Origin of the sequence: Serratia sp. HRI, assembly GCF_010119335.3 — a bacterium.
In the GTDB taxonomy this organism is placed as follows: Bacteria; Pseudomonadota; Gammaproteobacteria; order Enterobacterales; family Enterobacteriaceae; genus Serratia; species Serratia nevei.
The window spans coordinates 2898314-2923699 of the sequence record NZ_CP083690.1 but is presented as its reverse complement, the minus strand read 5'-3'; the positions used below and the strand labels follow the sequence as shown (position 1 = coordinate 2923699).

At 62.3% G+C, this 25386-nt stretch carries 22 protein-coding genes; 18 read left to right on the top strand and 4 right to left on the bottom strand.

Features of this window, described 5'->3' with window-relative positions; genetic code table 11:
* Window positions 1-19 precede the first annotated feature (19 nt).
* The 6 genes from GF111_RS14020 (at window position 20) to GF111_RS13995 (ending at window position 5270) form a co-directional block, all read left to right on the top strand.
* A complete protein-coding gene (locus tag GF111_RS14020) occupies window positions 20-766 on the top strand; it encodes a molecular chaperone (RefSeq protein ID WP_147190849.1) in 747 nt (248 codons plus the stop codon).
* Between the two features lie 11 nt (window positions 767-777).
* Window positions 778-1389 carry a fimbrial protein gene (locus GF111_RS14015; RefSeq protein ID WP_047729654.1) on the top strand — a complete coding sequence of 204 codons (612 nt, stop codon included), beginning with the start codon at window positions 778-780 and terminating at the stop codon, window positions 1387-1389.
* A gap of 14 nt (window positions 1390-1403) precedes the next feature.
* Window positions 1404-2408 carry a fimbrial protein gene (locus GF111_RS14010; protein ID WP_055315447.1) on the top strand — a complete coding sequence of 335 codons (1005 nt, stop codon included), beginning with the start codon at window positions 1404-1406 and terminating at the stop codon, window positions 2406-2408.
* Between the two features lie 17 nt (window positions 2409-2425).
* Window positions 2426-2965, top strand: coding sequence for a fimbrial protein (locus tag GF111_RS14005; protein WP_038871490.1), 540 nt, complete (start codon window positions 2426-2428; stop codon window positions 2963-2965).
* A 108-nt stretch (window positions 2966-3073) separates the two neighbouring features.
* Window positions 3074-3697, top strand: a complete 624-nt coding sequence (locus tag GF111_RS14000) for a LuxR family transcriptional regulator (protein WP_038871492.1) — start codon at window positions 3074-3076, stop codon at window positions 3695-3697.
* 79 nt (window positions 3698-3776) lie between these two features.
* Window positions 3777-5270, top strand: coding sequence for a PLP-dependent aminotransferase family protein (locus GF111_RS13995; RefSeq protein ID WP_047729652.1), 1494 nt, complete (start codon window positions 3777-3779; stop codon window positions 5268-5270).
* Here the strand turns inward: GF111_RS13995 and GF111_RS13990 are convergent.
* The gene (locus GF111_RS13990; protein WP_038871497.1) at window positions 5267-6184 is read right to left on the bottom strand and encodes a DMT family transporter; all 918 of its coding nucleotides are present in this window, start codon (window positions 6182-6184) and stop codon (window positions 5267-5269) included. The genes GF111_RS13995 and GF111_RS13990 overlap by 4 nt on opposite strands.
* A gap of 294 nt (window positions 6185-6478) precedes the next feature.
* Between GF111_RS13990 and GF111_RS13985 the strand changes: the two genes are divergently transcribed.
* The 4 genes from GF111_RS13985 to GF111_RS13970 all read left to right on the top strand — a co-directional run bounded on the left by GF111_RS13985 (window position 6479) and on the right by GF111_RS13970 (window position 13361).
* On the top strand, window positions 6479-7726 hold the full coding sequence (locus GF111_RS13985; RefSeq protein WP_147190851.1) for an SrfA family protein: 1248 nt from the start codon (window positions 6479-6481) through the stop codon (window positions 7724-7726).
* Window positions 7726-10671: a virulence factor SrfB gene (locus tag GF111_RS13980; RefSeq protein WP_186766894.1), complete on the top strand. Its 2946-nt coding sequence runs from the start codon at window positions 7726-7728 to the stop codon at window positions 10669-10671. The genes GF111_RS13985 and GF111_RS13980 overlap by 1 nt, the downstream gene beginning before the upstream one ends.
* Window positions 10668-12848, top strand: a complete 2181-nt coding sequence (locus GF111_RS13975) for a virulence factor SrfC family protein (RefSeq protein ID WP_147190855.1) — start codon at window positions 10668-10670, stop codon at window positions 12846-12848. The genes GF111_RS13980 and GF111_RS13975 overlap by 4 nt, the downstream gene beginning before the upstream one ends.
* Before the next feature lie 99 nt (window positions 12849-12947).
* Window positions 12948-13361, top strand: a complete 414-nt coding sequence (locus GF111_RS13970; RefSeq protein ID WP_038871509.1) for a VOC family protein — start codon at window positions 12948-12950, stop codon at window positions 13359-13361.
* Here GF111_RS13970 and GF111_RS13965 read toward each other — a convergent pair.
* Window positions 13358-14041 (bottom strand): Crp/Fnr family transcriptional regulator, encoded by a 684-nt coding sequence (locus tag GF111_RS13965; protein ID WP_047729650.1) that lies wholly within the window; start codon window positions 14039-14041, stop codon window positions 13358-13360. The genes GF111_RS13970 and GF111_RS13965 overlap by 4 nt on opposite strands.
* Window positions 14042-14202: 161 nt before the next feature.
* Between GF111_RS13965 and GF111_RS13960 the strand changes: the two genes are divergently transcribed.
* The gene (locus tag GF111_RS13960) at window positions 14203-15144 is read left to right on the top strand and encodes a nucleoside hydrolase (protein ID WP_038871515.1); all 942 of its coding nucleotides are present in this window, start codon (window positions 14203-14205) and stop codon (window positions 15142-15144) included.
* A gap of 9 nt (window positions 15145-15153) precedes the next feature.
* Window positions 15154-16146 carry an adenosine deaminase gene (add, locus tag GF111_RS13955; protein ID WP_147190857.1) on the top strand — a complete coding sequence of 331 codons (993 nt, stop codon included), beginning with the start codon at window positions 15154-15156 and terminating at the stop codon, window positions 16144-16146.
* Between the two features lie 28 nt (window positions 16147-16174).
* On the opposite strand, the gene GF111_RS13950 is transcribed toward add, so the two are convergent.
* Window positions 16175-17374, bottom strand: coding sequence for an NAD(P)/FAD-dependent oxidoreductase (locus GF111_RS13950; RefSeq protein WP_055313435.1), 1200 nt, complete (start codon window positions 17372-17374; stop codon window positions 16175-16177).
* 300 nt (window positions 17375-17674) lie between these two features.
* Here GF111_RS13950 and pitA point away from each other — a divergent pair, with 300 nt between their 5' ends.
* Complete coding sequence (pitA, locus tag GF111_RS13945) at window positions 17675-19177, top strand: inorganic phosphate transporter PitA (protein ID WP_047729648.1); 1503 nt, start codon at window positions 17675-17677, stop codon at window positions 19175-19177.
* Window positions 19178-19250: 73 nt separating this feature from the next.
* Here pitA and uspB read toward each other — a convergent pair whose 3' ends face one another.
* Window positions 19251-19586 (bottom strand): universal stress protein UspB, encoded by a 336-nt coding sequence (gene uspB / locus GF111_RS13940; RefSeq protein ID WP_016930435.1) that lies wholly within the window; start codon window positions 19584-19586, stop codon window positions 19251-19253.
* Window positions 19587-20019: 433 nt separating this feature from the next.
* Here uspB and GF111_RS13935 point away from each other — a divergent pair, with 433 nt between their 5' ends.
* From GF111_RS13935 to GF111_RS13915, 5 genes are all read left to right on the top strand, one after another.
* Window positions 20020-20793 (top strand): SDR family oxidoreductase, encoded by a 774-nt coding sequence (locus GF111_RS13935; protein ID WP_147190859.1) that lies wholly within the window; start codon window positions 20020-20022, stop codon window positions 20791-20793.
* A 102-nt stretch (window positions 20794-20895) separates the two neighbouring features.
* Window positions 20896-21804, top strand: coding sequence for a LysR family transcriptional regulator (locus GF111_RS13930; protein ID WP_038873838.1), 909 nt, complete (start codon window positions 20896-20898; stop codon window positions 21802-21804).
* A 267-nt stretch (window positions 21805-22071) separates the two neighbouring features.
* Window positions 22072-22509, top strand: a complete 438-nt coding sequence (uspA, locus tag GF111_RS13925; protein ID WP_004930988.1) for a universal stress protein UspA — start codon at window positions 22072-22074, stop codon at window positions 22507-22509.
* 199 nt (window positions 22510-22708) lie between these two features.
* Window positions 22709-24052 (top strand): NADP-specific glutamate dehydrogenase, encoded by a 1344-nt coding sequence (gene gdhA, locus GF111_RS13920; protein WP_033649380.1) that lies wholly within the window; start codon window positions 22709-22711, stop codon window positions 24050-24052.
* A 329-nt stretch (window positions 24053-24381) separates the two neighbouring features.
* Window positions 24382-25368, top strand: coding sequence for an autoinducer 2 ABC transporter substrate-binding protein (locus tag GF111_RS13915; protein WP_033636379.1), 987 nt, complete (start codon window positions 24382-24384; stop codon window positions 25366-25368).
* The last annotated feature ends 18 nt before the right edge of the window (window positions 25369-25386 follow it).

Below are 25386 nucleotides of genomic sequence, written 5' to 3'. Positions count from 1 at the left end.
AACGCTGAGAAATAATGACATGAACAAACACCCGATAACGCTACTGACCGCCGCCGGCCTGGCCCTGAGCGCCGTACTGCCCACCGCCGACGCGGCGATATCGCTGGATCGCACGCGCGCCGTCTATGTGAGCGACGCCAAATCGATCAGCCTGAATATCGCCAACGAAAACAAAGAGTTGCCATTCCTGGCGCAGTCCTGGCTGGAGAACGAGCAGCACCAGAAAATCACCTCGCCGCTGGTGGTGTTGCCGCCGTTGCAGCGCGTGGAGCCGAGCGAACGCAGCGTAGTGCGCATCACCAAGACGCCGGAGGCGGATCGCCTGCCGCAGGATCGCGAGTCGGTGTTCTACTTCAACCTGCGCGAAATTCCGCCGAAAAGCACCAAAACCAACGTGATGCAGCTGGCGCTGCAAACGCAGATCAAGCTGTTCTACCGGCCGAAGGCCATCGTCGCGCCCAAGGGGCAGGTGTGGCAGGAAAAGCTGGTGTTCCGTAAAAGCGGCGGCGCCGTCACCGTCGACAACCCGACGCCGTTTTACATCACCCTGACCGGCATGACGCGGCAGACGCAAAAACAGGGCGGCGGCGCGATCGGCGGTTTTCAGCCGCTGATGCTGAAGCCGAAATCCAGCGAAAGCCTCAAGCTGCACGACACGGGCATGAACAGCTTCGTCATCACCTACATCAACGACTACGGCGGCCACCCCGAACTGCGCTTCGCCTGCAACGGCAACGTTTGCACCGCCGTGCCCGAGAAAAAATAAGGAGGTCCAGCATGGCTGAATTCACCGATCGACTGCGCCCGCTGCTGCTCGGCGCACTGCTGTGCGGCGGCAGCGCGCTGGCGGCAACGCCGCTGGGCGTGATCGAAGGCACCACCGGCACCGTCAGCTTTCACGGCGGCCTGCTCAGCTCCCCCTGCAGCCTGACGCCGGACAGCCGGGATCAGTCCGTCGATCTGGGCGACGTCAGCGCACGCGACTTCCGCAACGCCGGCGATCGCAGCGCGCCGGTGCGTTTTCGCCTCTCGTTCCGCAACTGCCTGCTGGGTGCGCGCGCGTTGGCGGATAACCCGGCCGGCCCGCGCAACGGCGACGCCGGCCGCCTCTATCTGCAGGGAGAGCAGGCCGCGACGCTGGTGTTTCTCGGCGAAAGCGACGTCGACAACCCGTCGCTGCTGAAGTTGAACGGCGGCGTGCAGGGCATCGGCCTGCGGCTGCAAGACCAGCAAGGCCAGGCGCTGGAGCTGAATCAACGCAGCCGCCCCTACATTCTGCAACCCGGCAGCAACACCCTGTGGTTCAGCGCCAGCGTGGAGTCCACCCAGCGGGCGGTGATGGCGGCCGGGTTCGCCGCCGTGGCGCACATTCAGGTGATTTACCTGTGAGGCTCGAGAACGCGATGAAAACTCAACTGACCAAACTCTGCCTGCCGCTGGCGATCGCGCTGGCGGCCCCCGCCGCCTGGGCCAACGGCTACGTCACGCCGGACGGCGGGCCGAAACAGTTCTATATCGATCTGAATCAAAGCAACATCACCAACCAGGTGGGGTTTACCAAAGTGTTCCCTTATTCGTTAGGTGGTCAATATACCGGTAAGGCCTACTGCGATACGCCGATCCCCAGAAGCCCGCACTTTTACAAGTCGGATTCGGCGTTGCCCCCCTCCGACTACGGCAACGGCTATTTAAAACTGAATGACTTTCTGGATTTAAAAGCCGAGGTGTGGATCGCCGGCAACAAGAAGGCCTATGTCACGGTGCCTTTTTACAACGAATCCAACGAGTATCCCAATCACAGCTGTTCGCCGCCCTATGTGCAGGTAAACAACTACGAAAGCGGCTCCAAAGGCCGCATCACCTTCCGGGTGCGCAAAAAGATCATTAACGGCGTCGAGATTAACGATCGGCAGATCATCGAGATGTACGGTCGCCTCGGCTCGACCGACGGCGGTTTCGGCCCCAATCCGATGGCGCAGGTGTTTATCCAGTCCGCGATCCTTTACGTGCCGGATAAATGCGTGGTGAACGAAGGCCAGCTGATCAACGTGGAGTTCGGCGAGATCGGCGGCAGCGATCTCAACGGCTCGAACTACCCGCAAAGCATTCCGGTGCGCTTCCAGTGCGAGGGCGGCAGCTTCGAGGACGGTACGCTGAACATCAAGCTGGCGGTGTCGGGCACGGCGGCCGCCTTCAGCAACGAGGTGTTCAAAACCGACAAGAACGATCTCGGCATCCGGCTGACGCACAACGGCCAGCTGGTTATCCCGAATGAGTTTTACCCGGTGCCGAATATCGGCAACGGCGGCTCCTGGAACCTGGTGGCGGCACCGTTCGCCAACGGCGGCGCAGAGATCGGCGAAGGGGAATTCAACGCATCGGCCACCATCGTGGCGGCATTCCAGTAACCGAGGGAGGAACGAAAATGCGTCTACGCGCTTTAGCGCTGCTGAGCTGCGTGCCCTGGTGGTTTACCGCCATGCCGGCGACGGCGAATACCGAGCTTATCGGCGCGCCGGTGCAGTTCCACGGCACCGTGGTGAGCCGCCCGTGCAATATCGAACCGCAGTCCGCCGACCAACTGGTGGAGATGGGCACGGTGATCGTCAAAACCCTGTACCGCTACGGCCACACCACGCCGGTGCCGTTCAGCATCAAGCTGACCGACTGCAAGACTACGGTGTTCAAATCCGTCAGCGTGACCTTCAGCGGCACTGAAGACGGAGAACTGCCGGGCAAGCTGGCGATCAACAACGGGGCGAACGGCGCCGCCATCGCCCTGTTCGATCATCAGGGTGCAGATATCGATCTGAATAAGGCCACCAGCGCCGTCGCGCTGCAAAACGGCCCCAACAGCCTGAACTTCACCGCCTATGTGCAGGGACGGCCGAGTGCGATTCAGAACCAAAGCATTACCGAAGGCGAATTCACGTCCGTCGCCAATTTTGTGCTGGCGTACCAATAAGCCCGCACCGCCCCAGGGAAATCAGGAAAACGACCGGTGCGCGAACGCCGGCGATTGGCCGTCACCGTTCGCTCCGGCGCGGTGCCGCGGCCTTTTAAGGAGCCACCCATGCCAGATATTCGCTTCACGCTGTTCGACAGCGATAACTTCTACCAGCAGGGGCTGCGTCTGCTGCTGCAGGACTATCTGCACTCCCTGAACGAATGCCAGCGCCGGTATCCGCAATTCTCACCGCTGGCGCTGCAGGCGTTGGATAACATCGAAATCGTGTTCCGCACGCCGGAAGAGCGCTGGGGCTGCGCCTGCTGCTATCAGAGCCCCTACGGCATCCCGCGCCAGCGGCAGCTGACCCTGCTGATCCTCGACGACACGACCCAGCAACAGGTGAAAAACCTGCCGCCGCTGTTCAGCATCCATCGGGGCGATTCGGCCTACGCCATCCGCCTCAAGCTGCAAATGGCGTTGGAAAAATTCATCCAGCATCCGTGGATGGCGGTGCATGCCGCCGGCATGTGGAAATGCCAGGCCTGCCGCATCGCCGCGCTCAGCCACTGCGAGAAAAAGGTGCTGGGATTGATGAGCAGCGGCATGTCCGCCTGCAGCATCGCCGGCCTGCTGCAGCGCAGCCAGAAAACCATCAGCGCCCACAAGCGTTCGGCGATGCGCAAGCTGAACGTGCGCAAAAACAGTGAGTTGAATAAGGTGCTGCTGAATCAGCGGGGGCTTGGCTGAGCGACAACAGGCTCGCGAGTGACGCCAGAGTGGTTTACTCTGAATACTCATTTTCGCACTGCAAAGCGAGCCGGAATACATGCCCAGAATAGCCAAAGTCGTTGACGTCCCCGCCATCGGCGAGCTCGATCGCCTGGCGGGCCAGCTTAGCCACCAGCTGGCGCAGGCCCTGCGCCAGGCCATCCATCGGGGCGATCTGAAAGCGGGCGATCTGCTGCCCTCGACGCGACGGCTATCAGCGGCGCTGCATCTGGCACGCGGCACGGTATTGGAAGCCTTCGCTCAGCTAACGGCGGAAGGCTTTCTCGAGCCGCAGCCCGGCTCCGGCACCCGGGTCGCTCACTATCAGGCGCCGCGCCGCACGCCGCACGCCAACGTGCAGGCGAGCTCGGCGGTAGCGGTGCCGCTTTCTTCACAGGCGCAGCATCTGGCGCGCTTCGCCGCCCAGGCACGGGCGCTGCCGCCGGTACCGTTCACCGTCTCGGTGCCGATCGGTGATACCGCGCCCGACGATGTCTGGCGGCGGCTCGGTAACCGCGTCCGGGCACGCGGCCCCGGCGCCCCGTCGGGCTACGGCGATCCGCTGGGCGCGTTGCCGCTGCGCGAAGCCATCTGCGACTATGTGCGCCGTTCCCGCTCGGTAAACTGCACGCCGCAGCAAATCCTCATCACCTCCGGCACGCAACAAGGGCTCTATTTGGCCGCCCAGATCCTGCTGGACGCCGGCGACAGCGCCTGGGTCGAAGATCCCGCCTACGCCGGCATTACCGCCATTTTCGACAGCCTGTTTCGCGATCGGCACATGATTAGGGTGCCCGTCGCCGACGACGGCATCGACGTTGCCGCCGGCGTGCGTCTGGCCGCCGACGCCCGCGCCGCCTTTGTCACGCCGTCGCATCAATATCCGCTGGGCATGCCGATGAGCATGGCGAAAAGAAGCGCCCTGCTGGCCTGGGCCAAAGAGCGGCAGGCCTGGATCGTGGAAGACGACTACGACAGCGAGATGCGCTACGCCGGTCACCCGTTCCCTTCGCTGCAGGGGCTGGCGCCCGAACGGACGCTCTATCTCGGCACCTTCAGCAAGATGCTGTTCCCTTCGCTGCGGCTGGGTTACGCCGTCGTGCCGCCGCCGCTGGTCGACGCCTTTTGCGGCGCCAGGATCCTGATGGATCGCCATCCGCCCAGCGCGGATCAACACGTGCTGGCCGCCTTTATCGCCGAAGGGTATCTCGACCGGCATATCCGCAAAATGCGCGGCGTCTACGCCGAGAAACGCCGGGTGCTGATCGAGGCGATCAACACGCATATCCCCCCTGAGCTGGCGGTCGTGCAGCCCTGCGATCAGGGCATGCACATGGTGCTGTGGCTGAGGAAAGGTCTCGATGACGTGCGGGTCGCCCAATGCGCCAACGAAGCCGGATTGGCGCTGCGGGCGGTGTCGCCGATGTATGCGCCCGGCCACGGTGAGCCGGGTCTGGTGCTGGGATTGGGCGGTTACGCCGACCGCCAGGTGCAACAGGCGGTGGAACGGCTCGGACAGGTGATCCTGGCCTGCGCCGGCAGCGGCGCCTAGCGGGAAAAACGTTTGGCGCCGAACACGCAAACCACCACGCCGGCCATCACGGCGATCATCATCGGCTGGACGGTCTCATGCAGCAGCCAGCCCGCCAGCGCCAGGCCGAAGAACGGCTGCAGCAGCTGCAACTGTCCGACGGCGGCGATGCCGCCCTGCGCCAGGCCGCGATACCAGAAAATAAACCCAATCCACATGCTGAACACCGAGACGTAAACCAGCGACAGCCAGGCGGCGCCGCTGATCGCAGGCCAACCGGCCGGCGCCGCCAGCCAGGTGGCCGCCAGCGTCAACGGCAACGCCACCACCAGCGCCCAGGAGATCACCTGCCAGCCGCCGATCCGGCGCGACAGCACCGCCCCTTCGGCATAACCCAGGCCGCACAGCAACACCGCCCCGACCATCAGCGCATCCCCTTGCCAGGCACCGCCGCTCCCCTGGCTCAACGCGAAAGCGCCCACCAGCACGGCGCCGACGCCTGAAAAAGCCCAAAAAGCGGGCTTGGGCCGTTCTCCGCCGCGCAAAACGCCAAAACCGGCGGTCGCCAGCGGCAGCAGGCCGATGTACACCAGCGAATGCGCCGAGGTGGTGTGCTGCAGCGCCAGCGCCGTCAGCAGCGGAAAACCGATGACCACGCCGAGCGCCACAAACAGCAGCGGCGGCAAATCGGCCCGCGTCGGCCGCGCCTGCCGGGTGATCAGCAGCGCACACAGGGCCAGCAAGGCGGCGATCGCCGCCCTGACCGCCGTCAGAAACAGCGGATCGAGCTCCAGCACCGCCACTCGCGTGGCGGGCAGCGAGCCGCTGAAGATCATCATGCCAAGGAAGCCGTTCATCCAGCCCTGGGCCGAATGCCCGACGGCGGGATGTGCAGGGGGAACAACGAGAGTTTTTTCAGACTGACTGTCCGTCATGTGAACGCTCCGCACGCCTGAGGCATACCGAAATCGGCAACCCGCGAGGCGATGTCATAGTGAAAGAGAACATCGTTCCCCGGCGTCGCTTGCCGGGGCTAGGTTCTATTTTTCAGATAAAGCGGTTCACAGACAGGTCCAGATAGCGAAATTTTCACTGTGCCGGTTGGCAAAGCGCGCCGCTAACGCCAAAGAAGGGCGTTTTTCGGGCTGTCCTTGGCCGTTTGGCGGCTCTGCCTGCGGGGTATCATGGACTTTTATGCGTTTTTGCAGAACAGGACAAGGTGCGGTGCCGTGGTGAAACCCTTCTTACGCAGTGGCAGTTTGGATGATGTGCTGGCTTTAGGCGAAAACGGGCAACCGGTCTACGCCTGCGCGCAGCAGCTGCGGGAAACCCTGCGTCTTCGCCGGCAGCAGCAGGCCGCCGACTGTCTGGCGATCCCCCAACCGAACGAAAGCGGCACCCGCATCGACTGGTATGCGCCCTTCCCCGGCAAGGTCACCTCCTGGCTGGCGGCAAGCGATGCCCAGCGGGCGCAGGCAGTGCGCCACCTGGAACACTGCCTGACGACCTTTCGCAGCCTGACGGAACAGGCCCAGGCGACCGATCACCCCAGCCATCGCCTGTTCGGCGCGCTGCTGGCCAAAGCGATGCACATGCCCGATCCCAACCACGTTTATCTGGTGGACGACCGGCCGGTGCTGACCTTCTGGGGCTTTATCAAGCCGCAGGCGCAGAGCCCGGACGATCCGTTGGCCTGCCTGCGCCCGATCGAAGCAGAGGTGAAAGTCGAAGTGGAAAAACCGGCGCCGATCGCCGCCGCTCCGCGTAAACCGGCCGTTGTCGAACCAGTAAAACCGGCCCCGGCCGCCGAGCCCGAACCGGCGCCCGCCCCGGCAGCGCCTATCGAATCCCCTGCCGCCGTTCGCCCGCGCCGGCGCTATGCTCTCTGGCTCTTTCCCGTGCTGCTGCTAGGCAGTGCGGCGCTGGCCGCCTGGCTGCACCGCTCGCCGCCGCAACCGGCGATGCCGGCGGAGGTCCAGCATCCGGCCCCGCCGGAAAAAGCCGCCGCGCCGTTGCCCAAACTGCGCTTGCCGCTGGCGCACGCGACGCTGATGCCGCCGCCACCGGCACCGGTCATCCCGCAGCCGGCGGACAAAAATGCGCTGGTGCTGCCGCCCGAGGCGGTGAAGGCCGGCTCCACCCGTTTCCTTAACGGCAAATGGCGCGCCACGGTGGCGCTGAAAGACCCGATCACCGGCAAACGCCCCGGCCTGCAATACCGTCTGAACGGCGGCAAAGGCAACGCCATCATCTCCTACGGCGACGGCGTCAGCTGCCGGGTGGCGGTCGAAGCCGGGCTGATGCAGTCCGGCAATCTGGTGATCAACAGCCGCACCAAGGCGCGCTGCAGCGACGGCAGCCGCTACCAGATCCCGGAGATCGTTTGCCGCCAGGGCGAAACCGGCGCGGCGGAGTGCACCGGCCGCTACGATGCGGACACCACCTATCCCATGACGTTCAAGCGCGAGAGTAAATGATGCTGGCACCCCTTACGGACTACAAACACGGCATTACGCTGATTCAGGACAGCGGCATTCAGTTGCTGGACTTTGCCCTGACGCCGCTGCTGGACGCCGAGTTTCCCGGCAAATTCGTGCGCAAGACCGCCAGCGGCCCGCTGCTGCGCCTGCAATGGGAGGCCGAGAGCGGCAAATACCAGCTGCCGGCCGTGGGCAACCAGGCCGCCGAAGTGGTGCGGCCGGAGTTCAGCTATCCGCTGCAGCAGTCGCTGCGCCTGCTGGATAAGCTCTGGCTGCCGCTGCCCTTCTTGCGCCACACCCCGGCGGGCCTGTTTTTGTCGGGCCCGGACAACTGGGCGCGCCTGCAGGTGGTGCAGCTGGATGAACCGGATCAGGACGGCAACCTGCTGCGCGTGGTGCTGGCCTTCGACACCCGCGCCGCCGCGCCCGGCCAAGAGACTCTGGCGCCGGGCGAAAGCGATCTCGGCACCGGGCTGAACTTCGCGCTGGCGCACCGCAACCACGAGCTGGGCGAGTTTCTCGATCTGACCTGGGTAGACGGCTGGCTGCGCGAAGCGTTCAGCCAGCGCGCCGCCGAGCGGGAGCAGCGCGCCGAAGTGGAGATCAACGCCGGGCTGAAAACCTTCGAGTATCAGGCGCACTACCTCAATCTGCTGCACATGCTCGGCCATCAGCTGGCGGTACCGCAGATAAAAATAGTGGCGGCGACGCTGCAGCAACCGGCGATCGACGTCGATCTGGTGCTGGATGTCGGCAACTCGCACACCTGCGGCGTGCTGGTCGAAGACCACCCGGAAGAGAGCAACGGCCTGAAGCAAACCTACGAGCTGCAGCTGCGTTCGCTGTCCGAACCGCACCGCGTCTACAACGAACTGTTCGAGAGCCGGGTGGAGTTTTCTCAGGCCAGCTTCGGCAAGCCGCATCTGTCGTTCCAGAGCGGGCGCGACGACGCCTTCCAGTGGCCCTCCATCACCCGCGTCGGCCGCGAAGCCGCGCAGCTGGCGCAGCGGCGAACGGGCCACGAAGGCACTACCGGCATTTCCAGCCCGCGCCGCTACCTGTGGGACGAGGAGCGCTATGCGCCCGGCTGGCGCTTCAACGAGCGGCACGAGCCGATGGCCGCCGCCGCGCCGTTGACCACCCTCATCAACGACGAAGGCGTGCCGCTGTCTGCCCTGCCGACGGCGCAACGGCTGCCGGTGTTCGCCGCCCATTACAGCCGCAGCGCGGTGATGACGCTGATGCTCGCCGAGCTGTTGGCGCAGGCGCTGATGCAGATCAACAGCATCGCCCAGCGCAGCCGCATGCCGAACGCCGCCGCGCCGCGCCGTTTGCGCGCCATCATTCTGACGCTGCCTTCGGCCATGCCGAAACCGGAGCGAGAGATCTTCCGCCGCCGCATGCAGGAAGCGATCGGGCTGGTGTGGAAGGCCCTCGGCTGGCACCCGCAGGATGCGCCGTTCGACGGCGCGCACGCCCGCTTCCCGGTGCCTCAGGTGCAGATGGAGTGGGACGAGGCCACCTGCGGCCAGATGGTCTATCTGTACAATGAAACCCAGGTGAACTTCGCCGGCCGCACCGACGCCTTTTTCGCCGCCATGGCCCGGCCCGACCGGCCGCTGGCGCCGGGTGAGCAGGCGGGAAAAACGCTGCGCATCGCCTCCATCGACATCGGCGGCGGCACCACGGATCTGGCGATCACGCACTATTCGCTCGACGACGGCGTGGGCAACAACATCAAAATCAACCCGCGCCTGCTGTTCCGCGAGGGCTTTAAAGTCGCCGGCGACGATATCCTGCTGGACGCCATCCAGCAGTTTATCCTGCCCGCCGTGCAGCAGGCGTTCGAAGCCGCCGGCGTGAACGCCGCCCCGGCGTTGATGGACAGGCTGTTCGGCAACGAAGGGCGCATGGACGGGCTTTCCACCCTGCGTCAGCAGGCCGCGCTGCAGATTTTCATGCCCGCCGGACGCGCGCTGCTCGGCGCCTATGAAGAATACGATCCGCTGGACAGCCGGGCGGAAATCGCCGCCAGCCTGGGCGACCTGCTGCCGCAGCCGCCGACGCCGCAGGTGCTGGCGTTTATCAACGGCGAGGTGCAGCGCGAAGCCGACAGCGACGCCTTCGATATTCTGCACACCCCGCTGGTGATCCGCCTGGCCGATCTGCACGCCGCCTTCTTGTCCGATCGCATCGGCATCGGCCGCTGCCTGCGCCTGCTGGCCGAGGTGGTGGCGCTGTATACCTGCGACGTGCTGCTGTTGACCGGCCGCCCGGCGCGTTTCCCCGGCGTGCAGGCGCTGCTGCGCCATCTGCAGCCGCTGCCCGCCAGCCGCATTCTGCCGCTCGAGGGCTACCACACCCGCAGCTGGTACCCGTTCAACAAACGCGGCCGCATCGACAACCCGAAATCCACCGCCGCGGTGGGTGCCATGCTGTGCCTGTTGGCGATCGACCTGCGCCTGGAGAGCTTTTACTTCAACGTCGGCGATTTCCAGCCCTACTCCACCATTCGCCATCTGGGCATGCTGGACGGCAACAACATGCTGGCGGACGATAACGTCTATTACCGCGACATCGATCTGGATCGCGCCGACTTCGCGCTCGACCCCGCCGGCAGCTTCCAGCTGCGCGGCCCGCTGCGCCTGGGCTTTCGCCAACTGGACAACGAACGCTGGCCGGCCTCGCCGCTCTATACGCTGACCATCAATGACGCCCAGCTGGCGCGCAAACTGGCCGGCGATGCGGTGATCACCCTGCGGCTGGCCATTACCGCCAGCGCCGAACAGGGCGCAGAAAGCGTCAAGATCGCGCAGGCGTTGCTGGCCGACGACAGCCCCGTCCCGGCGCACCATCTGCAACTGAAACTCAATACCCTGGCTGCCAGCGCCTCCGGCGCGACCCACTACTGGATAGACAGCGGGAGCATTTACCCACGATGAAAGCCACCACTACCGCCCAATCGGCCCCGAACCACACACTCAGCACCGGCATTCTGCAGGCGATCGCCTGGGTGGACGCCGCGCGCCGGCAGTCCACTCGTTTGGAACAGGAGGCGGATCGCCTGACGCTGCGCCTGCGCCGTTGCCATAACCGCGCGCTGCAATTGGCGAATGCGCAACCTGAGCAGGTCGCTATCGGCCTGTACGGCCACAACACCGCCGCCAAGGCCCACCTGCTGGCGGCGCTGGCCCCCGGCGCAGAAAGGCTGCACGCAGACGCCGCGCTGGCGGTGCGTTACGGCGCCGTCGCGCCGTCGCCGTGCGCCGAGTATCCGCTCGCCCTCGCGCTGCTCGATGAAGCGCAGTGGCTGGCCATCACGCTCGATGCCGCCGCGATGGGCGGCTTCCGGCTGGACTGGGACGCCCGCGCGATCGCCCGCCATCTGCAAGCGTTGGCGCGCCACCGCCAAACCGTCGCCCTCGACGGCCTCAGCGACAGCGATGTGCTGACGCTGTGGGATAGCCAACGCCGCCACGGCGACAAGGGGCAACAGACGCTGGACAGGCATTTCTGGCCGCAGGCCGTGGCGCTGGCGCCGCAGTTGAGCATCGACGATCGCGCGCGCCTGTTTGCGCCGCTGTGGGGAGAGGAAACAACGCTGACGGCGCATTATCGCCAGCTGGCACACACGCTGCATGCCCTCGGCGGCAGCCGACAGGTTCATGCTTCGCACCGCGCCTTGCCGCTGCTGACCGCGAGCGCCGCAGCGGAAAACGCGACGATCGTCGTGATGGCCGAACACGGCGGTGAACGGGAGATCGCGCTGAGCGATCTGACCTGGCTGACCGCCGAAGTCACCACCGTTCTGCCGCAAACGGCGCAGGCGGGCCTGCCCGCCGACGTGGCGCTGATCGACCTGCCCGGCAGCCGCGCCTGCCCGCAGGCGGAACCAACGCAGCGGCTGCAACAGGCGAAACGCGCCCATTTGCTGTCCCGCTGCGCAGACGGCCTGCACGCCAACCTGCTGCTGGTGGCCGATGCCGCCGCCACGCCACAGGACGCCGCCCGCATCGGCCAGGCGCTCGCCAACTGGGTCAACCAGACTCAGGGGGAAACCCCGGCGCTGCGCCAGCGCCGCAAGCCTGGCCTGATCTGGGCGATCACACCGTTCGATCAACGCGGGGAAGGCAAAGCGCGCCCCGACGACGCCGTACAGCGCCAGGTCGGCGAGCCCGGCGACAGCTGGGCCACGCTGCTGGCGCTGGATGAACAGGATTGCCGCCGTATGGTGAGCTACCTGGCCGCCCAGGCGCGCCCGGCCCAGAAGCAAGCGCGCCTGCTCGAACAGCGCGAAGAGTTGCAGCGCGAGCTGACGGAAAGCCTGCTCGGCAACTGGCTCACCGCCACCGATCCACACGCGGCGCAGCAACGCGGCCAGCAGCTGCTGCGAGCGCTGCAGGCGCAGGCCGGCCGCCACGGCGAACTGCTGGAACGGCTGTTACCGCAGCGCGATACGTTGCGCCAGCTTTATCAGCAACAGCAGCACGCCGCGCCGGCCCCGACGGCGACGCCAGCGCCGTTCGGGCTCGATATCGATCTGTTCGGCGCACCGGAAACCCCGGCACCCGGCGAGCCCCCCGCGTCATCCTTTGCCGCGCGGGTATTCGCGGATTGGATCAACCATCTGCGCAGCCTGCCGGACAGCCGTCGGTTGCTGGAGCTGCTCGGCGTCGAAAAGCCGCACCTGGAACTGCTGGTTGATGCGCTGATCGGCGCCGCCTGCCGCCTGCGGCTCGATGATGAGCTGGAACGCGCGCTGTGCGCCGGGGGCCTGCCGGACCAGTGCGAAGATCGGCAAATCAGCCAGGCGCTGGCGATACTGGGCGACTTCGTCGCCTGGCTCGGCTTCCAGCGGCGCGATGCGGCAACGCGCCCCGAGAGCCGCGTCAATCCCGGCCAGCCGATCTTTACCCCACCGCCGCAGCCGGCGGTGGACTGGAGCCGCCAGCAGCGGTTAACCCGGCTGGCGCCGACGCCGACCAAAAACACCGCGTTTTATATCTATGACTGGCTGATTGGCCTGCAAACCCTGCTGGCGGAGAATGCGGCGACGGAAAGCGCGCTCGGCGAGGCGCAGCGCGCGGCGTTGGAAGGGATCGTGGCAACCCTGCGCTAAGCGGCGGCTCTGGCAGCAAAGCAGTAGGGGGAGAAAACGGGATAAATCGGGCGTTGCCGATTATGCTGATGAGTAACGCCGCGATTCTGGGAGAAAATCATGCCCCCTTTCAGCCTGAAGACTATCGACCATGTGGTTCTGCGCGTGCGCGATATGCAGAAAAGCCTGCATTTTTATACCCAGATCGTCGGCTGTGATATCGCCAAACGGCGGCCGGATTTGGGGCTGATGCACCTGCACGCCGGGGCGGCCATGATTGATCTGGTCGACGTTAACGGCCAGCTTGGAAAAAAAGGCGGCGATGCGCCCGATCCTCACCGGCAAAATGTCGATCACCTCTGCCTGCGCATCGATCCTTTCAACGAAGACGAACTGCTGGCCTATCTGCGATCGCAAGGGATCGCCGTCGATCCTGCTGAATCGCGCTACGGCGCGGAAGGCGACGGACCGTCGATTTACTTCAGCGATCCGGACGGCAATCGCATCGAGCTTAAGGGGCCGGCGATCGGCTAGATCCTGGCGCTCCCGTTGATGTCGGCCAGCCGTTGGCTATCCACCACCCGTAGCGATTTGTTTTTAAACTGAATAATACCGTCCGCCGCGAGCTGCGCCAACGCGCGGCTCAGCTGCCTGACGGAGATCCCTAATCTGCCCGCCAGCAACTCCCTGTTTTCGAGCTGAATCTGCACGCCTTCCTGCTTTATTTTAAATAACAGAAATTTGCGCAACTTATATTCTGCCGTTAAGCCGCCGCTCGCATGCAGCAATGAAGCGTTAAGCAGCTTGTCGCTCAACTGCCGGCACATAAAGGCGAGGAAAACAGGATTGTGCATGGCCCGCTCTTTGATGACGTCAATAGGCAGCGTGAAGATCAGCGCGTCCGTAACCGCCTGAACGGTGCTGAACACCGCCCGCTGCGCCTGGGAGAACAGCTCCAGATCGCCTATCACGGAGAAATCCGTTTCGAAGGAAAAGACGATGTGCATGCCGTTCACATCGTAATTCTCAACCTGCAATTTTCCCTGCACGAGAAAAAACAGGTGGGTCAACCGATCGCTTTGCGTCACCAGGTATTCACCGGCCTCGACCCTGACCAGGCGCAAGGCGGCCAACAGCGGGGGCGAAAGCGCCGTTCGCAGATCGTGAGCTTCGATAAACGCTTCTTTTAGCTTGCTGTCACCGACAGTTTTCACGGCGATTTACTCCCAGGGCTTATCCGTTAACGTCTTGCATCCTATCTTTTCAGCTGCGCCCAGAATAGCCGGCGCGCTTCAGAACGGAACAGGACATCTGACCTTTTTTGCCTCGGACCGTCTGGGTATTTTCTCCGCAGACCCCACCCAAGGAGACTGCCATGCGACATATTTTGATAGATACCGATACCGCCTCCGACGATGCCGTCGCCTTGCTGATGGCGTTGCGCGAGCCTGACGTGAGGGTGGAAGCGATCACCACGGTCGCAGGCAACTGCCCGCTTGAACAATGCGTCAAAAATGCGCTTATCTGCGTGGAAAAAGCGGGAACCTATGCCCCTCCGGTATACGCCGGCATGGCGAAACCGCTGTTCCGCACGCGCTATCACTCGCACCACATTCACGGCGAAGACGGCATGGGCGACATGGCCTTGCCCGAACCGCAGCTGACCGCCGACCCCATGCATGCCGTGGACGCCATCATCGACTGCGCCGCACGACGCCCTGGCGAGTTGGAGATCGTCACTCTCGGCCCGCTGACCAATCTCGCGATGGCGGTGCTGAAAGCGCCCGCGCTGGCCGAACAAGTGAAAAGGGTTTATGTCATGGGCGGTTCCGGGCTGACGCCGGGCAATATTACCCCGCTGGCCGAATTTAACTTCTACGCCGACGCTGAGGCCGCCCATCTGGTGCTGAATGCCGGGCTGCCGCTCACCCTCGTCGGTTGGGAGATCGGGATGGGGGAAGCGTTTATTGACGAGGACGATATTGAACGATTGCATCATCTCGGCAAACTGGGCCGCTTTACCGTGCGCTGCAATCGCACGCTGATGGCGTTCAACGCCGGGCGCAGCGAGCGTAAAGGTTTTGATTTACCCGATCCGACCGCCATGGCGGTGGCGCTCTACCCGGACATCGTCGAGACCAGTCTGGAGGCGTATTCCTGGGTAGAATATAAAAGTGAAAGGTCTTACGGCCATTACGTCATTGATTCCACCCACCTGACCGGCGAACCGGCCAATGCCCGCGTGATCACCCGCATTAAACCCGGCCTGTTTAAAGAAAAACTGTTTTCGTTGTTATCTCAGCCGTTAATGAAATAAGTGGCCCGTATGAAATTCGATCCAAGAATATTGAAGAAAGTGGAATTGCACGTCCATTTGGATACCTGTTTAAGCTACCACTATGTCAAAAAGATCGACCCGCAAATAACCAGAACGGCCTTTAATCGGCAATTTATCGCGCCGAAACGATGCGCCGATCTCGGGGACTTTTTAAACAAGATCGCACCACAAATAGACCTCCTGCAGACGCACCAGGCGATAACGCTGGCCGTCGATGACTTGTTCGCGCAGCTGGCGGCGGATAACGTCATCTATGCGGAAGTGCGCTTTGCCCCGCTGCTGCATACCCGGATGGGGTTAAGCGGTGAAGCGGTGGTCGAGACGGTGCTCGCCGCGATGCGTGACGCCGCGCAAACTTACGGCATCGCCGCCGGGCTGATCCTGTGCACGCTGCGGCATTTCGATGCGGCCGCCAGCCTGCAAACCGCCGGGCTCGTGGTTAACTTTCTGGGCCGCGGCGTGGTCGCGCTGGATTTGGCCGCCGACGAAGCGCGTTACCCGCTGGCCAATCACGTAGCGGCCTTTCGGGCGGTGCGCGAAGCCGGCGGCAACGTCATCGCCCACGCCGGCGAGGCGAAGGGCGCCGACAGCGTACGGGAAACGCTGGATTGGCTGCAGGTGTCGCGCATCGGCCACGGCGTCAGGAGCATCGAGGATACTGCGCTTATCGAGCGCCTGGTAGCCACCGGCGTCCTGCTCGAGATCTGCCCCAGCTGCAATCTCGTCTGCAATCTGTTCGACAGCATCGACAGTCACCCGATAGACCGGCTGAAAAGGATGGGAGTGCGGCTGAACGTGAATACCGATGCGCGCACCGTCGCCGATACCACGCTGAACAAAGAGTACCAGCTGTTGCATGACGCCTTCGGCTGGCAGGATGACGATTTTAACCGCAGCAACCGACAGGCGCTGGAAGCGAGTTTTCTCGACGGCAATACTAAAATAAAATTAATGAATCAGCTCAAGACCGGGCCAATGTAACCCGGTGCGTTTCAAGGCTGAGCGGCTTTTAACGCTCCTGCGCCGCCAACGCCTGAGCGCACGCCCAGGCAGAGCTCCAGGCCCACTGGAAGTTGTAGCCGCCCAACCACCCGGTCACGTCCACCACTTCGCCGATAAAATAGAGCCCCGGCGCCTTGTGGGCTTCCATCGTCTTGGAGGAAAGTTCGTTGGTGTCGACGCCGCCGAGCGTCACTTCCGCCGTGCGGTAACCTTCGGTGCCGTTCGGCTGCACGCGCCAGTTCTGCAACAGATCCACCAGCGCCGCCTGCTGCGGCGCATTCAGCTGCTTCAGCGTGGCCTCCGGCAGTTGTCCCAACGTTTGCAAGCATTCCACCAGCCGCTTCGGCAAGTGCAACGCCAGGGTGTTTTTCAGGCTTTGATTCGGATGCTGGCGACGCTGGTCATCCAGGAAGGCCGCCAAATCCAGATCAGGAAGTAAGTTAACGCTCACATACTCACCCGGTTGCCAGTAGCTGGACAGCTGCAGCACCGCCGGGCCGGACAGGCCGCGATGGGTGAACAGGATGCTTTCACGGAAGCTGACGCCGTTCTCGGCGGTGATCACCGTCGGCACCGAGACGCCGGACAGCGTCTGCACATGCTCCAGCAGCGGCTTATGCAGGGTAAAAGGCACCAGCCCGGCGCGCGTCGGCAGCACCTTGAGGCCGAACTGCTCCGCCAGCTTGTAACCGAACGGCGAAGCGCCCAGCCCCGGCATGGACAAACCGCCGCTGGCTACCACAAGTGAGCGAGCACTCACTTTTTCACCATTCAGCGCCAGCGCGTAGCCATGTTCGGTTTTCTCCACGCCCAGCACTTCGCTGCGCAGGCGCATCGTCACCTGGCCCAGTTCGCACTCTTTGACCAGCAGATCCACCACCTGCTGCGCCGAGTCGTCGCAGAACAGCTGCCCCAGCGTTTTTTCATGGTAGGCGATGCCGTAGCGGTTGATCAGATCGATGAAGTCCCACTGGGTATAGCGCGCCAACGCCGACTTGCAGAAGTGCGGGTTGTTCGACAGATAGGCCGCCGGCTCGGCATACATATTGGTGAAGTTGCAGCGCCCGCCGCCGGACATCAGGATCTTGCGGCCCGGTTTTTTGCCGTTGTCGAGCAGCAACACGCGGCAACCGAGTTGCCCCGCCTGCGCGGCGCAAAACATGCCGGCGGCGCCCGCCCCAATCACTACGACATCAAACTGTTCCACCTGAGCCTCACTTATCAAAACCACAATCGCGACAAAAGAGCGCCATATTACGCCGTTTCGCCGCCGGTCACCGCCAAATTCACGGCGGCAGATTGTAAAGCCCCGGCGCCGCCAACGCCATAGTAAGAAAATATTACAGAGGTCAGAGGAGAGTAACGCGTTGATATTCCATATTTTTGTTATAGACACGCCATCATTTCGTCATGTCCAAATCAAAAAAACGTCATATTTTCCTTTTCCCCGGCCCCGGTTGTCACTGATAATGCGCGGCGTTCATGTCCACAAACTGGCGTAACGCTTATGCTGCATTTGTTCGCTGGCCTGGATTTCCATACCGGCCTGATGTTAATTCTCGCATTGTTGTTCGTGTTGTTTTATGAAGCCATCAACGGTTTTCATGATACGGCCAATGCGGTCGCTACAGTTATTTATACCCGCGCCATGCGCTCGCAACTTGCGGTCGTGATGGCAGGTTTGTTCAACTTTCTTGGCGTAATGCTCGGCGGTTTGAGTGTTGCTTACGCCATCGTCCACTTGCTGCCTACCGATCTGTTGTTGAACGTCAGTTCAGCACACGGACTAGCCATGGTCTTCTCCATGCTGTTGGCGGCAATCATCTGGAACCTCGGCACCTGGTATTTCGGTCTGCCGGCCTCCAGTTCCCATACGCTGATAGGCGCCATCATCGGTGTCGGTTTAACCAATGCCCTGATGACCCACACTTCGGTGGTGGATGCGCTTAACGTCCCGAAAATGATTGGTATTTTCCTTTCTCTGCTGTTCTCGCCGCTGGTCGGCATGATGGTGGCGGGAGTGATGGTGTTCGCCTTGCGCCGCTATTGGAGTGGCACCAAGAAACGCCAGCGTATCCACATGACCCCTGCGGAACGTGAAAAGGTCGACGGCAAACGTAAGCCGCCGTTCTGGACCCGTATCGCACTGATCCTGTCGGCGATTGGCGTCAGCTTCTCGCACGGCGCCAACGACGGCCAAAAAGGCATCGGCCTTATCATGCTGGTGCTGATCGGCGTTGCGCCGGCCGGCTTCGTGGTCAATATGAATGCAACCGGTTATGACATCACCCGTACGCGTGATGCCGTGAGCCACCTGCAGCAATATTACCAGCAGCACGGCGACGCGCTGTCGCATGCGGTGTCGCTGACGCCGCTGGTGCCAAGCCCGGATGATGAAGCTGCACCGAACAAGCCGGCTGAGTTCCACTGCGACAGTTCGCGTGCCATGCCGGCGATCGAGCTGGCTCAGGGCATGCTGACCAACCTGCAAAGCTACGATCAGCTGACGGTTGAACAGCGCAGCCACCTGCGCCGCCTGCTGATGTGCGTGACCGACACGGCGGATAAAGTCGCCAAGCTGCCGGAAACCTCATCCGCCGACCAGCGCTTCCTGAAGAACCTGCGTCAGGATCTGCTGCAGACCGTCGAGTACGCGCCGATGTGGATCATCGTCGCCGTCGCGCTGGCGCTGTCGCTCGGCACCATGGTGGGCTGGAAACGCGTGGCCACCACCATCGGCGAGAAGATCGGCAAGAAAGGCATGACCTACGCCCAGGGCGTGTCGGCCCAGATGACCGCAGCGCTGTCGATCGGCGTGGCGAGCTATACCGGCATGCCGGTCTCCACCACCCACGTCCTCTCTTCGGCGGTTGCCGGGACGATGATCGTGGACGGCGGCGGCGTGCAGAGCAAAACCGTGAAGAACATCCTGTTGGCCTGGGTACTGACCCTGCCAATCTCGATTCTGCTTTCCGGTGCGCTGTATTGGGTCGCGTTGAAGCTGATCTAAGCGATAAGCATCATGAGAAAGGCGGCCGAAAGGCCGCCTTTTTTTTGCCTGCATCAAGGGAAACAGGAAGGCATTAATACCAAATCATCAGCGCTATCAGGCTGATGACCACCAGGCCGCACAGGGCCGAGGTCAGCATAAACTGCCCGCGCACCCGCTCGCAGCGGCGAATAAACTCCGGATCGTGGTGCTCGACATAGCGTTGCGCAAAGATATAGCGCACCAGCCTCAGCTGCTTGCTGGGTTGCCCGTGGGCGGTGAAGAAACCGCCGCCGTCGACGTATTGGTACAGCAACGGGTCACAGCCGCGCAATACCACCAGCAGCGCGCGCAGAGAAGAGTAATACCGCACCATGTTTACCACACACACCACACATAAGGCCCAAAACAGCGCGACGGTACTGATCATGATTGCCCCCTCAAGGCGTTGTTATCCGCGGCCATCCGCCGGGTCCAACCGCCCTACCTCATTACCCGATACTCTGCTGGAGCTTACCGCTCTCATCCCCTTTTTTGCCTGCACGGGCCACGCCCATAACCCACCGCCTCCCGAGACGTTACCGCACCGCACAGAGAGATTTGCACAGCGTGGTTCCACTCAGAGGGGAAATGATGAGGCCCATATCCATCATTGTAGGTTAATGAAACGCAAACTGGCCTGATCAGTGGATAAAATTTACCACCCCGCGCCGAAACGCCCTCCGCCGGGGCGGGCTAACGACTAACCGCCGGCCGGTGATTGGTCGGTTTTTCTGGATAGTCTATCCCGCCCCACGCCGCTGATCTTTCCCCCCACGCTGGCTAGACTCAGGTTTCCATTACGCTCATCCAAGGAAACTGTTATGGCAACCCATTCAATCAAGGGAAAAACCGTCCTCATCGCCGGCGGCGCCAAAAACCTCGGCGGGCTGATCGCACGCGATTTGGCTGAACAAGGCGCCAAAGCGGTGGTGATCCACTACAACAGCGCCGCTTCCCAAGCCGAAGCGGAAAAAACCGTCGCCGCCATTCAGGCCGCCGGGGCGCAAGGCGTCGCGCTGCAGGCCGATCTCACCACCGCGGGCGCGGTCGAAAAGCTGTTCGCCGATACGGTCGCCACCGTCGGCAGGCCGGATATCGCCATCAATACCGTCGGCAAAGTGCTGAAAAAGCCGATGGTCGACATCAGCGAAGCCGAGTACGACGAGATGACGGCGGTCAACGCCAAAACCGCGTTCTTCTTCCTGAAAGAGGCGGGCAAACACCTCAACGACAACGGTAAAATCTGCACGCTGGTCACCTCGCTGCTCGGCGCCTTCACGCCGTTTTACGCCGCTTACGCCGGTACCAAAGCGCCGGTGGAACACTTCACCCGCGCCGCCGCCAAGGAGTTCGGCGAACGCGGTATCTCCGTGACGGCGGTCGGCCCCGGCCCGATGGACACCCCGTTCTTCTACCCGGCGGAGGGTGCGGACGCCGTGGCCTACCACAAAACGGCGGCGGCGCTGTCGCCGTTCAGCAAAACCGGCCTGACCGATATCGAAGACGTGGTGCCGTTCATCCGCCACCTGGTCAGCGACGGCTGGTGGGTAACCGGCCAAACCATCCTGATCAACGGCGGCTACACCACCAAATAAGTTCGACGGGGGCACAGATGCCCCCGCACCTGCTCGCGCGCAACCGCGCCATGCGGCTACACTCTCTGTCAGAAACGGCGCCAAGGAACAGCAGGTAACGAGATGGACAGATTCAATCAATACCGCGTATTCGTACAGGTGGCGGAAATGGGCAGCTTTATCCGGGCGGCCCATGCGCTGGAGGTGCCGCGCGCCTCGGTGTCCGCCGCCGTGCAACAGCTGGAAACGCAGCTGGGCGTGCGCCTGCTGCACCGCACCACGCGGCAGGTGCGGCTGACCGCCGACGGCGAACAGCTGCTCGAGCGGCTGCGCCCGCTGCTGGCCGAGGTGGAAGACATCGATCAGTCGTTTCAGGCCAGCCAGCGCCAGGCGTCCGGCCGGCTCAGCGTCGACGTACCGAGCCGCATCGCCCGCCGGCTGATCGCGCCGGCGCTGCCCGGCCTGCTGCGGCGCCATCCTCATCTGCAGCTGGTGCTCGGCTCCGCCGATCGCGCCATCGATCTGGTGCAGGAAGGGGTCGACTGCGCGGTGCGCGTCGGCGATCTGCACGACAGCAGCCTGGTAATGCGCCCACTCGGCCATATCGCGCTGATCAACTGCGCCAGCCCCGCTTACCTGGGCGAATTCGGCCACCCGCGCCAGCCCGGCGATCTCGTCGAGGGACACTGGAGCATCGGCTACGCCTCGCCCAAAACCGGCCGCGAATCCCCCTGGGAATACCTGGCCGACGACGGCCATACGCAACGGCTCGAACTGCCCAGCCGGGTGGTGGTCAACAACGCCGAAAGCTATATCGCCTGCTGCCGCGCCGGGCTGGGGCTGATGCAGATCCCGCGCTACGACGTGCAACACCTGCTCGACGCCGGTGAACTGGTGGAAGTCCTGCCCGGATACCGCGCCGCTTCCATGCCGATCGCCCTGATCTACCCCCATCGCCGCCAGCGATCGCGCCGCCTGGCGGTGTTTCATGAGTGGTTTGAAAGCCTGCTGCAGCCGCATCTGGAGCGCTGATTGCACATTTAGCGCTATACTTTGTTTAATAACGCTTATAATTCAAGCGGTCAGACCGTCAGCATCCGCATAATCCATAGGCTTTTACGCCGCGCGGGTGTACAACGAAAGGTATCGGGCGGAGAGATTTTCGATGCGGCGCAGTGTGATCGCCCCAACATATCATTGCGTTATCCGAATGATACTATGGAACCAAAAGCGCCAGGCGGGTAAACGGAACGCCTGCTAACCCTTTTTAATCGGCATGTTTATGGAAGGAGTATTCTTATGGCTTACAAACACATACTGATCGCGGTGGACCTATCACCGGAAAGCAAGATCCTGGTAGAAAAAGCCGTCTCGATGGCGCGGCCGTACAACGCTAAAGTTTCTCTGATCCACGTCGATGTCAACTATTCCGACCTCTATACCGGCCTTATCGACGTCAATCTCGGCGACATGCAAAAACGCATCTCCGAGGAAACCCATCAGGCGCTGACCGAGCTGTCGCAGAACGCCGGCTACCCGATCACCGAGACCCTGAGCGGCAGCGGCGATCTGGCACAGGTATTGGTTGATGCCATCAAGAAATACGACATGGACCTGGTGCTGTGCGGCCACCACCAGGACTTCTGGAGCAAGCTGATGTCTTCCGCACGCCAGCTGATCAATACCGTGCACATCGATATGCTGATCGTGCCGCTGCGCGATGAAGAAGACGAATAAAGTAAGCGCTTGCCAACTTAACTGCCCAACGCCCGCGCCCTGCGGGCGTTTTTCATGCCGCTATGCCGATTAATCGCTTGATAATCAACCGCCCTCCGATGATATAGTCGCTAAAGACACAACATCCTCCCCCGGGCATCGCCTATACCCATATCTATAAGAAATAGCGGGGGAAATTTAATGCGAAAAGGAGTTATCCATGGAATATGCCGTATCGGTAGAGTCTTTCCTGTCCTCGTTACAACGCCATAACCCCCACCAGCCGGAATATTTGCAGGCGGTGCGCGAAGTATTCACCTCGCTGTGGCCGTTTATCGAACGCAACCCGCGCTATCGCGAACAGGCGCTGCTGGAGCGCCTGGTGGAGCCCGAGCGCGTCATTCAGTTCCGCGTCAGCTGGGTGGACGATCGCGGCCAGGTGCAGGTCAACCGCGCCTTCCGCGTACAGTTCAACTCGGCCATCGGCCCTTACAAGGGCGGCATGCGCTTCCACCCGTCGGTAAATCTGTCGATCCTGAAATTCCTCGGTTTTGAGCAGACCTTCAAGAACGCGTTGACCACCCTGCCGATGGGCGGCGGCAAAGGCGGCTCCGATTTCGATCCGAAGGGCAAAAGCCAGGGCGAGATCATGCGATTCTGCCAGGCGCTGATGACCGAGCTGTATCGCCATCTGGGCCCGGACACCGACGTGCCGGCCGGCGATATCGGCGTCGGCGGCCGCGAAGTCGGCTTTATGGCCGGCATGATGAAAAAACTGTCCAACAATACCGCCTGCGTATTTACCGGCAAGGGCCTCTCCTTCGGCGGCAGCCTGATCCGCCCCGAGGCGACCGGCTATGGCCTGGTGTACTTCACCGACGCCATGCTGCAGCGCCACGGCCTGGGCTTTGAGGGCATGCGGGTGGCGGTGTCCGGCTCCGGCAACGTGGCGCAGTACACCATCGAGAAAGCGCTGGAGCTGGACGCGCGCGTGATCACCGTGTCGGATTCCGGCGGCACCCTGGTGGACGAAGACGGCTTCACCACCGAGAAGCTGGCACACCTGGCGGAGATCAAAAACCAACGCTACGGCCGGGTGGCGGACTACGCCCGCGAACGCGGCCTGACGTATCTGGCGGGCCAGCAGCCGTGGAACGTGCCGGTGGATATCGCCCTGCCGTGCGCCACCCAGAACGAACTGGATCTCGAGGCGGCGCAAACGCTGATCCGCAACGGGGTGAAGGCGGTAGCGGAAGGCGCCAACATGCCGACCACCATCCAGGCCACCGACGCCTTCCTCGACGCCGGCGTGCTGTTCGCGCCGGGCAAGGCGGCCAACGCCGGCGGCGTCGCCACCTCGGGGCTGGAGATGGCGCAAAACGCCGCGCGCATCGGCTGGCGGGCAGAGAAAGTGGATGTACGTTTACAACATATCATGGCCGATATTCACCACGCCTGCGTGGAATACGGCGGTGAAGGCAAGCAAACCCACTACGTGCACGGCGCGAATATCGCCGGTTTCGTCAAAGTCGCGGACGCCATGCTGGCGCAGGGCGTGCTGTAATCCGCCATAAAGGTGATCTTGTTCACACATCGATTAAATGCTTCAATGCCGGCCTCTGCGCCGGCATTTTTTTATGCTTTCACGCCATACAAATGATGCCAGTGCGTTAAATGAAAGTTAATAAAAGGTTACTTTTTACTTCTTAATCGGTAGTAAATTTACCACCATCAAATAATTAAACATTTATTTAACACTAAATACGCCATTATTTTACTTAAATGTGCGCAGATCACATTTCATTAACTTCAGCTACGCCCCCTCTTCCATTCCTTTGTAATCTGCAGCGGTGGAAAAACCGCCACCCCTACAGATAAAAAAAGGTACAGCTAATGAAATTTAACCTCGCATTATTAAATGCATGTGTGGTTTCTGCGTGCATGTTATCGACAACACCTGTGTTCGCCGCTGATAAGTATGAGATTGCCGTGGTCGCTAAAGTGACCGGCATTCCGTGGTTCAACCGCATGGAAGTGGGCGTCAACGAAGCGGCGAAAAAACTCGACGTCAACGCCTACCAGACCGGCCCTTCTACGCCGGATCCGGCCGCGCAGGTCAAGGTGATTGAAGATCTGATCGCCAAGAACGTCAACGCCATCATCGTGGTGCCGAACGACGCCAAGGTGCTGGAGCCGGTGCTGAAAAAAGCGCGCGACAAAGGCATCGTGGTGCTGACCCATGAATCCCCGGACCAGCAGATCGGTCAGTGGGACATCGAGACCATCGACAGTGAGAAATACGCGCAGGCCAACGTCGATGAGCTGGCGAAAGACATGGGTGGCAAAGGCGGCTACGCGATCTACGTCGGCTCGCTGACCGTGCCGCTGCACAACGCCTGGGCCGACTCCGCCATCAAATACCAGAAAGAAAAATACCCGGACATGTTTGAAGTCACCTCGCGCCTGCCGGTGGCGGAAAGCATCGACAAATCCTACGCCACCACGCTGGACCTGATGAAAACCTATCCGCAGATGAAGGGCATCATCGGCTTCGGCTCGCTCGGCCCGATCGGCGCCGGCCAGGCGGTGGCCAAGAAACGCGCCAAGGACAAAATCGCGGTGGTGGGCATCGCCATGCCGGCGCAGGCCGCCCCTTACCTGATGCGCGGCGACATCAAGAAAGCGCTGCTGTGGGATCCGAAAGACGCCGGTTATGCGCTGGTGACGGTGGCCGACCAGCTGCTGCAGGGCAAGGAAGTGAACAAAGACCTGTCGATCGAGGGCCTTGGCAAGGCTGACGTCGATATGGAACACAAAGTGATTCGGTTTAATAAGATTTTGGAAGTGACCAAAGACAACGCCCAATCGCTTGGATTCTGATTTTTCGCGTAATTTCGC

Bases quoted from the DNA above. Each gene is read 5' to 3' on its own strand.
- GF111_RS14020 (WP_147190849.1), top strand. From the start codon at position 20: ATGAACAAACACCCGATAACGCTACTGACCGCCGCCGGCCTGGCCCTG.
- GF111_RS14015 (WP_047729654.1), top strand. From the start codon at position 778: ATGGCTGAATTCACCGATCGACTGCGCCCGCTGCTGCTCGGCGCACTG.
- GF111_RS14010 (WP_055315447.1), top strand. From the start codon at position 1,404: ATGAAAACTCAACTGACCAAACTCTGCCTGCCGCTGGCGATCGCGCTG.
- GF111_RS14005 (WP_038871490.1), top strand. From the start codon at position 2,426: ATGCGTCTACGCGCTTTAGCGCTGCTGAGCTGCGTGCCCTGGTGGTTT.
- GF111_RS14000 (WP_038871492.1), top strand. From the start codon at position 3,074: ATGCCAGATATTCGCTTCACGCTGTTCGACAGCGATAACTTCTACCAG.
- GF111_RS13995 (WP_047729652.1), top strand. From the start codon at position 3,777: ATGCCCAGAATAGCCAAAGTCGTTGACGTCCCCGCCATCGGCGAGCTC.
- GF111_RS13990 (WP_038871497.1), bottom strand. From the start codon at position 6,184: ATGACGGACAGTCAGTCTGAAAAAACTCTCGTTGTTCCCCCTGCACAT.
- GF111_RS13980 (WP_186766894.1), top strand. From the start codon at position 7,726: ATGCTGGCACCCCTTACGGACTACAAACACGGCATTACGCTGATTCAG.
- GF111_RS13975 (WP_147190855.1), top strand. From the start codon at position 10,668: ATGAAAGCCACCACTACCGCCCAATCGGCCCCGAACCACACACTCAGC.
- GF111_RS13970 (WP_038871509.1), top strand. From the start codon at position 12,948: ATGCCCCCTTTCAGCCTGAAGACTATCGACCATGTGGTTCTGCGCGTG.
- GF111_RS13960 (WP_038871515.1), top strand. From the start codon at position 14,203: ATGCGACATATTTTGATAGATACCGATACCGCCTCCGACGATGCCGTC.
- add (WP_147190857.1), top strand. From the start codon at position 15,154: ATGAAATTCGATCCAAGAATATTGAAGAAAGTGGAATTGCACGTCCAT.
- pitA (WP_047729648.1), top strand. From the start codon at position 17,675: ATGCTGCATTTGTTCGCTGGCCTGGATTTCCATACCGGCCTGATGTTA.
- uspB (WP_016930435.1), bottom strand. From the start codon at position 19,586: ATGATCAGTACCGTCGCGCTGTTTTGGGCCTTATGTGTGGTGTGTGTG.
- GF111_RS13935 (WP_147190859.1), top strand. From the start codon at position 20,020: ATGGCAACCCATTCAATCAAGGGAAAAACCGTCCTCATCGCCGGCGGC.
- GF111_RS13930 (WP_038873838.1), top strand. From the start codon at position 20,896: ATGGACAGATTCAATCAATACCGCGTATTCGTACAGGTGGCGGAAATG.
- uspA (WP_004930988.1), top strand. From the start codon at position 22,072: ATGGCTTACAAACACATACTGATCGCGGTGGACCTATCACCGGAAAGC.
- gdhA (WP_033649380.1), top strand. From the start codon at position 22,709: ATGGAATATGCCGTATCGGTAGAGTCTTTCCTGTCCTCGTTACAACGC.
- GF111_RS13915 (WP_033636379.1), top strand. From the start codon at position 24,382: ATGAAATTTAACCTCGCATTATTAAATGCATGTGTGGTTTCTGCGTGC.